The organism is Arenicella sp. 4NH20-0111 (genome assembly GCF_040366405.1).
Classification (GTDB): Bacteria; Pseudomonadota; Gammaproteobacteria; order Arenicellales; family Arenicellaceae; genus Arenicella.
In genome coordinates this window covers 1-6950 of the sequence record NZ_BAABWF010000017.1, presented here as the reverse complement: position 1 = coordinate 6950, position 6950 = coordinate 1, and the positions used below count along the sequence as shown (strand labels likewise).

Here is a 6950-nt window from a genome sequence, read left to right as displayed (position 1 = left end):
AGACTCCCAAAGCGAAAGAAATAGATGCATTTGTCATGGCTAAATCCTTAAGCTACGTAACGCATTGCCAAGGGGCGCGTTGAAAACGTGTTCCGCGGAGCAGCTTGCTGCGGAGTAAACTTTGGCAACTTGTTATATTTTTTCATGTATTGAACCATATTGGCATACTAATAATTTTTGAGTGATTAGCTTTTTCTATAAATTTATCTATAACTTTAACCATCTCTTGATCTTCGGTTTGTTTGCGCGCTGATAGCGCGCTCTCAAGACTCAAGTGAATGTCGTCCGCATTTAGTTTCACAAAGGAGTTTTCCTTAATTTGTGATTGGCCATTCTTCGAAAAATCAAAGAAACCAAATATTTCAAGCTTACAAGACTGTGAGTATGTGAGATCAATGACATCAATCACATATCTACTATCAAGCTCCTTCGATTCGATGCAATTGACTGCTTCTTTAGTTTGTGGGAACAAAATACAACGATCTGACTGTAGCTTATTTTGTTGCATGATTTCTCAGTAAATATAACGCACGGCTAAACTGCCGGAACGGAGTTGATTGTTTTGCTCTAGCGTAGCGAATAAGCGCAAAACGAGCAACGCAGTGGAGGTCGGTTTGAGCCGCTTGTTAGTGTTCTTTTTGGGGACTACTTAAATGGCCAATTGAAACAAACGTATTTGTAAATTTAGAACCGCTTTTGATTTTATCAAGATTTTCGTAAAAGGACTTTTTTTCAAGGCCATTAACAGCGAGTTTAGCTACTTTATAATTGTTCACTAAATTACCAGATGTAAAGAAGATTGAATCAAGCAATTTAATTGACTCTATTTCTCCAGGCGCTATATCTATATTTACAATGAGATATGGTTCCCGATTGTCTACCTGTAACGCCACACCTTCATTAAACCAAATGGGGATTTCAGTGTAGTGCCTAAACCAACCCACCCGATGGTGTACTTCCGCGTGAACTAGTTCGTGAGCTACTACGTCAATATTACGGCCTTTGGAACCAATGACCACACATTGACCGAACGGACCCTGAATTGTGCGACCATACCGGTTCGAGCCAAATTTTTGAGATTGCTTTTCTGTTTCTGTGAACACAATTACCGGATTCGATGTCATTGGCCCATATATATCATTTATACGTTTTCTTGCATTGGCAACCAGATTGAACCATTTTGTATGTGCGCTTTTCAGGAGGTTTTTGTCAATGTAGATATTACTACCAATATGCACAAATCCTAGTAATTCAGAGTTTTTGCAAGCGATCATGTCTTTTTGTGTTGCGTAAGCTACACCTAAAGCGCAGACAAAAAAAATCAGAAGAGCATACTTAACTATTTTCATGAGATTGAACACTAACGCCTTTAAAACAGGCGCCGCGTCTTGTGCGGCGTCCGTGCCAGCTTACTGGCATATTCGTTTTTGAACTTGTATGGTTAATTTTGATGACATTTCATTTTTGGCCCGTACAAACTTTAAAGGAAATAACAATATAGGTGATGTTAAAAGAAACATAATAACTGCGATTAACCAATTGAATTGAATAAATACCAAAAAGTATAGAGTTAACAGAACAAGGCAAACTTGTACGAACAAATTTTGTTTGAAATTGAAATACATTGCTAATGCAGCTACTGAACAAAAAGTGAATTGCCTGATTTGCATTCCTAGGACTTGATCCGAAGGAACATCGAAGTCTATTGAAGTAACGAGGGGAACAAGGATTGCAAAAACTGCGAGCAAAAAACGTCCCTCACGACAAACTTGTTAGGGGCTTAGTTTCGAAAGCCTGCCGCCAATTCAGACAACACCCATTGATAAACAATTAAAGATATAAAACAAAGAAAAAATATAAGTAAAACCGGTTTTATGCGATTGAATTTATTATTCCTCTTTTCTTCGTCAATTGTTGTTTCAACTTCCTTCCTAAGCGATTTTCTAATAATTTTATATGTACATATTAAATAAATTGGAAAGAATGCCAAAAAGAGAAATATTCCTAATATTGAATCACTACTGTTGAAAACATAGAAAGGAATTATCAACAGGACAGCTAGTATTGCTACAAATACCTTAATCGGTACCGGATCACCCGCACCCCACCTAAATGTTTTCATGGTCAGTACCTTTAGTAGCCCCTAACGCCCTTAAAACGGGCGCACATCTTTTCGCGTCCGTGCCAGCTCTGCTGGCATCTCCGTTTTTGAGCTTGTTAATTTTCACTTTTCCCACAGTACTTCAACAATTCTTGGATGCTCTTCAGACCTTAATTCTATTCTAGGAGAATTCTCTCCAGTTTTTTTCAAAACAAGATCAAGATGATGATCAAGGCAGCCTTCAAGCCTATAAAGAACATGCCTCTTATTCACCTTGATAACTTTGATAGGAAGGTCAGATAATTGTTTAGGGAGTGGATTTTTTTCAAGATCAAAATGTCTATGAGTTTTATTTTCTGAACCTAAACTAACGCTATAACTATAAAGCCTTTCATATCGCTCTACTGGCAAAGATCTTAAAAAATTTGCATTATCTGAGTTGGATCCACAGTCTGGGATATCACAAGCAACCGAGGCAAGAGCTAAAACTGTTGTAGCAAAAAGCTTGAAATTCATGAAGGTAAAATTAACGCCTAGCCAAGGGGCGCGTTGACAAACGCGTCCTGCGGAGCTGCTGCAAGCAGCGGAGTGAACTTTGACGCCTTGTTAGGTCTCTATTGTTTAACTGCATCAAGTACTTCAGAAAATGTTACGTTTTTATAGATTTTACCATCTTCTAATACAATGCCTAGGTTATAGAGATTTTTAATATTTGGAGTTTCAATAAATTCCGTTTTTAATACTCTACCTTCAGGCCTAACATGATGAATTTCTTGATTCTTCAATACTCTGACTAAAGAGAATTTTTCAGTAGGAAATTGCCTCTCTTGATTTAATTCTGGTTCATCATCTATTGGTTCGAAACCATAATCTTGACCATGTAAACAAATTATTTCTTTATTTCCAACATCTAATAAATAGGCATTACATCCAGTACCTAAGTCATCAAATACCAAAGAATTTCGGACTGTATACTTTTCAATAATGGCTTTGTTATTTTTCAGTAGTTCATCAAGATGTTCTTCGTAAGAAACACCGCGGAGCATCCGAAAGAAGCCCTCGTTACAGACAACAACTGAAGAAAGGAAAAGAGCAGCCAATACAACCATGCCAATATTTGGATGCAAAGTATCACCACCAAACTGGAAATAACACCACATTCCAAACGATATATAAACAAGCGCGAATAGAAGTCTCATTTTGTTTTGTAGACCTAACGCCTTGCCAAGGGGCGCCGCGTCGTATGCGGCGTCCCGCGGAGTGAGCACAGCGAACGGAGTGAACTTTGGGAGCTTGTTATGGTTTGATTTCTACGCATTTATTATTTTTACAAACAGCTTTGGCATTTCCACCCATGCAGTCGTTTACACAGCTGGGGGGAAACTTAGACATTAAAACTTTTATATCTTTCACTGCTTTGGAGTTAACAAATACTTCGCAACCTACACCACAGTAAGTACCGACATTTACACAGTCATAGCTAGTTTCACAGAAGTTCGCCAACCTAAATTGTTCTGCCATAAATTTCTGCTCACGCGGCAATTCAATATATGAAGTACCGGCTTCATCTGAAGTTTCTACAGGTGGTTGATAGAAATACATTACCCCAAATCCCATGAAAGAAAGGATCAAGAGAATAGAGAGAAAAGCCAAGACTTGGTTTAAATTAGTCATTTAATAACCATAACGCCAATAACACGGGCGCGGGCGTAGCACGCGTCCGAGCGCTGGAAGCGCATTTGTGTTTATTCTTGTTATACGTTTATGGGTCATGATGGACATAATACGCAAGTTCTCTATCCGGATAAAAATATAGATATAAGCTGGCGTAGCCAGCCTTAACAAAATAAGTTTCCTTCTCCCCTGATATTGGATAGAAAAACATTGGGTGTGCGATTTTCTTAGTGCCTTCAGGAACGTTTTCGAATAGCTTCATCGTTTCAATTATTGAATCAATATCTTGCCTGTTCGCACTAAATTTGTAGTGTAAAACACTGTCCGCAAATGGAAGCCATTGGACCTCTACTTTTCTTGCTTTTTGAAGGCCAATCTTTCTTAGATTTCCATTGTGTTCAAGCGACGTAAAAGAGAGAAAAAAGTACCAAACTACAACAAAACTGATTATTGATAGTGTTAGTACGCCAAATAACAGTGAGCCGCCAAGCTTCGCTATTGCCTTTGATGTGCGCACTAGTATGAACACGTATAACGCCCACCAAACGGGCGCGTTGAAAACGCGTCCGAACTGCCGTAAGCAGGGTTTTGGTTCTTGTTATGTGTTTTAACTTTTTGTTGTTTCATAAACTTGTTTTAGCGGCATTTGAACAACCTTATTTTCTTTTATGAAGATTTTAGAAATGTTCTCTATTACCGACTTTACAATCTTTGGTGTAACTGTCGAAAACTCTGAAAGAATGCAGAATGACAATTCACATATAGGCCTTGCCTTTTCAGCAGAGTTCCAAATTTTTAATGTGTGTTGAGGAAAGTCTTCTTCCCGAACAAGCCAAGCGTACTTCGTTTCATTGACTACAATATCTCTAGTTTTCTTTTTCAACGAGATCTACCTGTACACATAACGCCTTGCCAAGGGGCACCGCGTCGTATGCGGTGTCCCGCGGAGCCAGCTTGCTGGCGGAGTAAATTTGGGCAACTTGTTAGATTTCATATATAGAACTTAGCCCAAGTAAAAACTTTTTTAGTAACCACGCCACAACTACTAGAGCTGTGGGGAACGCCCAACCCAAAACAGAAACGAATGCATTAGCAGCGCCATTGATCTCTTGTGGCTCAAGTGCAGATTGAACCACAATTAGATAGCAATAGATGAGTAACCAGCCTAATAAAATTGCGATGATGGCCCTAAGAAAAGTTTTCTTGAAATTGTTAAATCTATTTCTATAAGTAAAAACAATCACAGGAGCAGCGATTGCCATAAAAAATATAATTTTTGGAATCATCTCAGACATGAGTAAATCTAACGCCTTTAAAACGGGCGCGCGTCTTTCTGCGCGTCCGTGCCAGCACCGCTGGCATTTTCGTTTTTAACCTTGTTATGTTGTAAAGGTGCCCAACTCTCATATGCTGACCCATCAAAAATAATAATATCTTTTGTTTGCTCAACAACATAGCCAACATGAACCTTCCAGTTCTTTGCTTTGTTTCGTGGCATTTTCACATAAGCCTTTATAAATCCATCGCGTTCTTCTGTTTGCAATGGTATGGAATAGGAACTGTAACCGTTTTTAGAACAACCTTTTTCTAAGACAGCATAAAAGAATTTGAGGCCATCAATCTCTTTAGGAATGGAGATATTGAAGAAATCTTTCTTATTCTTATTATCTATCTCAATTATGCCTTCAACTCTTTTTGATCCGTACGCCAAACTTTCGCAATTTGAACTAGCGGAGAACGGTAAAGAAACAAGCAAAAATATAATGACGAGCTGCTTCATACTAAGATCAAACATAACGCCCAGCAAACGGGCGCGTTGAAAACGCGTCCGAACTGCCGTAGGCAGAGTTTTGATTCTTGTTAGAGGCCATGTTTAGTTTTCCATTCTTGATTCCAGCCGTATATTTTTAGATGGTGAATTTGCTCTTTTTCATTTTCTTGGGATTCTAGTTTAGACTCGGTTAACTCCCAGCCTGCCCAAGATTCTGAATATAAATGAGTATGCGGACATTCGTTTTCTTCGAGCCCTTTCTCAATGTGTTTTAGCTCCTTCATTAAAAGACGAACACCTTCTAGATCTGCATGAACAAAAACTTGCCCTTCGTTGTCAGAAACAATACTTAATAAGTGTTCTTTGCTCATAGTGCCTCTAACGCCTTCAATATTGGCGCCGCTTTCCAGCGGCGTCCATGCGTGCCGTAGGCGCGCAAACATATTTGAACTTGTTACTGAGCATTACTTCCAAGATAGGTCAGGACGCCGATCATTCTCAACACAATCTTTTAAGTACAAATTGATAAGACTCTGGTATGCAATACCAGTGTCTTCAGACATATCTTTGAAATAAGAGATAACATCATCGGACATTCTGATTGTGACTTGACGCTTCAGCTTTGAAATATAAGGGTTTTTCCTTACCTTCATTTTTGATAGATCGTATTCTTTCTTCATAATTTAGGGCCTAAGTAAAATTTTCTTTCCTTAGCCGTAGCCTTACGAGCCGAAATTATTCTGATAGTTGAGCCATCATCTCGTTCGCAATGAACCACGATAAGTATTCTAGATTTTGAACTTTTCCCGAGCATTAGGAATCTGTCTTCTTCATCAGAATTCTCAGCATCAAAAAATTGCTGGGCATATTCATCGAAGAAAACCGAGCGAGCTTCCTCAAATGAAACCTTGTGCTTCTCAAGGTTTGAAGTCGCTTTTAAGTCATCCCATCCAAAATCAATCATACATACATTATATGTATAAATTTAGGGCTGGCAAATGAAATCTCAGTAACGCCGTGAACACGGGCGCACAAAGTGCGTCCGAGCGAAGCGGTGTTTTACCTTGTTATGTTTCGAACTAATCACAAGACTCAATTATCTCTTTTGGAATCTCAAGAATTTCATTTTTGTTAAATGAAAAGCCAGCCATGTATTTTTTGTAAACACCAAAGAAGACTTTCCGTTCTAAAAACAGAACTAGAGAATGATTTTCGTAGCCCATATCTTTATCGAAGTGGCACAGTCCGCCTTCAAATTCCTTACCTTCATACGTAAACCTATGACGGCTACCAAAGGGTAGCTTATAAATCCAATCCAGAGGCGATGCTGATATACGTTCTATCTCCGCCTCAACTGCTTCTTGATATTGATGATCTTTCCGTCTCATTGGGATTCAGTAAACA

12 protein-coding genes are annotated in these 6950 nt (G+C 38.8%); all 12 read right to left on the bottom strand.

Features of this window, described 5'->3' with window-relative positions; all coding sequences use genetic code 11:
• Positions 1-142: 142 nt before the first annotated feature.
• The 12 genes from ABWW54_RS19950 to ABWW54_RS19895 all read right to left on the bottom strand — a co-directional run bounded on the left by ABWW54_RS19950 (position 143) and on the right by ABWW54_RS19895 (position 6934).
• On the bottom strand, positions 143-508 hold the full coding sequence (locus tag ABWW54_RS19950; protein WP_353414968.1) for a hypothetical protein: 366 nt from the start codon (positions 506-508) through the stop codon (positions 143-145).
• Between the two features lie 118 nt (positions 509-626).
• Entirely contained in the window at positions 627-1349 is a 723-nt protein-coding gene (locus tag ABWW54_RS19945) for a hypothetical protein (RefSeq protein ID WP_353414966.1), read from the bottom strand.
• Positions 1350-2224: 875 nt separating this feature from the next.
• Positions 2225-2617 (bottom strand): hypothetical protein, encoded by a 393-nt coding sequence (locus ABWW54_RS19940; RefSeq protein ID WP_353414964.1) that lies wholly within the window; start codon positions 2615-2617, stop codon positions 2225-2227.
• Between the two features lie 98 nt (positions 2618-2715).
• Positions 2716-3300 (bottom strand): hypothetical protein, encoded by a 585-nt coding sequence (locus ABWW54_RS19935; RefSeq protein WP_353414963.1) that lies wholly within the window; start codon positions 3298-3300, stop codon positions 2716-2718.
• 97 nt (positions 3301-3397) lie between these two features.
• Positions 3398-3775 carry a hypothetical protein gene (locus ABWW54_RS19930; protein WP_353414961.1) on the bottom strand — a complete coding sequence of 126 codons (378 nt, stop codon included), beginning with the start codon at positions 3773-3775 and terminating at the stop codon, positions 3398-3400.
• Between the two features lie 88 nt (positions 3776-3863).
• Positions 3864-4304: a hypothetical protein gene (locus ABWW54_RS19925; protein WP_353414959.1), complete on the bottom strand. Its 441-nt coding sequence runs from the start codon at positions 4302-4304 to the stop codon at positions 3864-3866.
• A gap of 454 nt (positions 4305-4758) precedes the next feature.
• Entirely contained in the window at positions 4759-5070 is a 312-nt protein-coding gene (locus tag ABWW54_RS19920; protein ID WP_353414957.1) for a hypothetical protein, read from the bottom strand.
• Between the two features lie 17 nt (positions 5071-5087).
• Entirely contained in the window at positions 5088-5555 is a 468-nt protein-coding gene (locus tag ABWW54_RS19915; protein WP_353414955.1) for a hypothetical protein, read from the bottom strand.
• Between the two features lie 80 nt (positions 5556-5635).
• Positions 5636-5989, bottom strand: coding sequence for an Imm32 family immunity protein (locus ABWW54_RS19910; RefSeq protein ID WP_353414953.1), 354 nt, complete (start codon positions 5987-5989; stop codon positions 5636-5638).
• 21 nt (positions 5990-6010) lie between these two features.
• On the bottom strand, positions 6011-6226 hold the full coding sequence (locus ABWW54_RS19905) for a BrnA antitoxin family protein (RefSeq protein ID WP_189401668.1): 216 nt from the start codon (positions 6224-6226) through the stop codon (positions 6011-6013).
• Entirely contained in the window at positions 6223-6510 is a 288-nt protein-coding gene (locus ABWW54_RS19900) for a BrnT family toxin (protein WP_353414951.1), read from the bottom strand. The genes ABWW54_RS19905 and ABWW54_RS19900 overlap by 4 nt, the downstream gene beginning before the upstream one ends.
• A gap of 115 nt (positions 6511-6625) precedes the next feature.
• Complete coding sequence (locus ABWW54_RS19895; RefSeq protein WP_353414949.1) at positions 6626-6934, bottom strand: hypothetical protein; 309 nt, start codon at positions 6932-6934, stop codon at positions 6626-6628.
• Positions 6935-6950 lie beyond the last annotated feature (16 nt).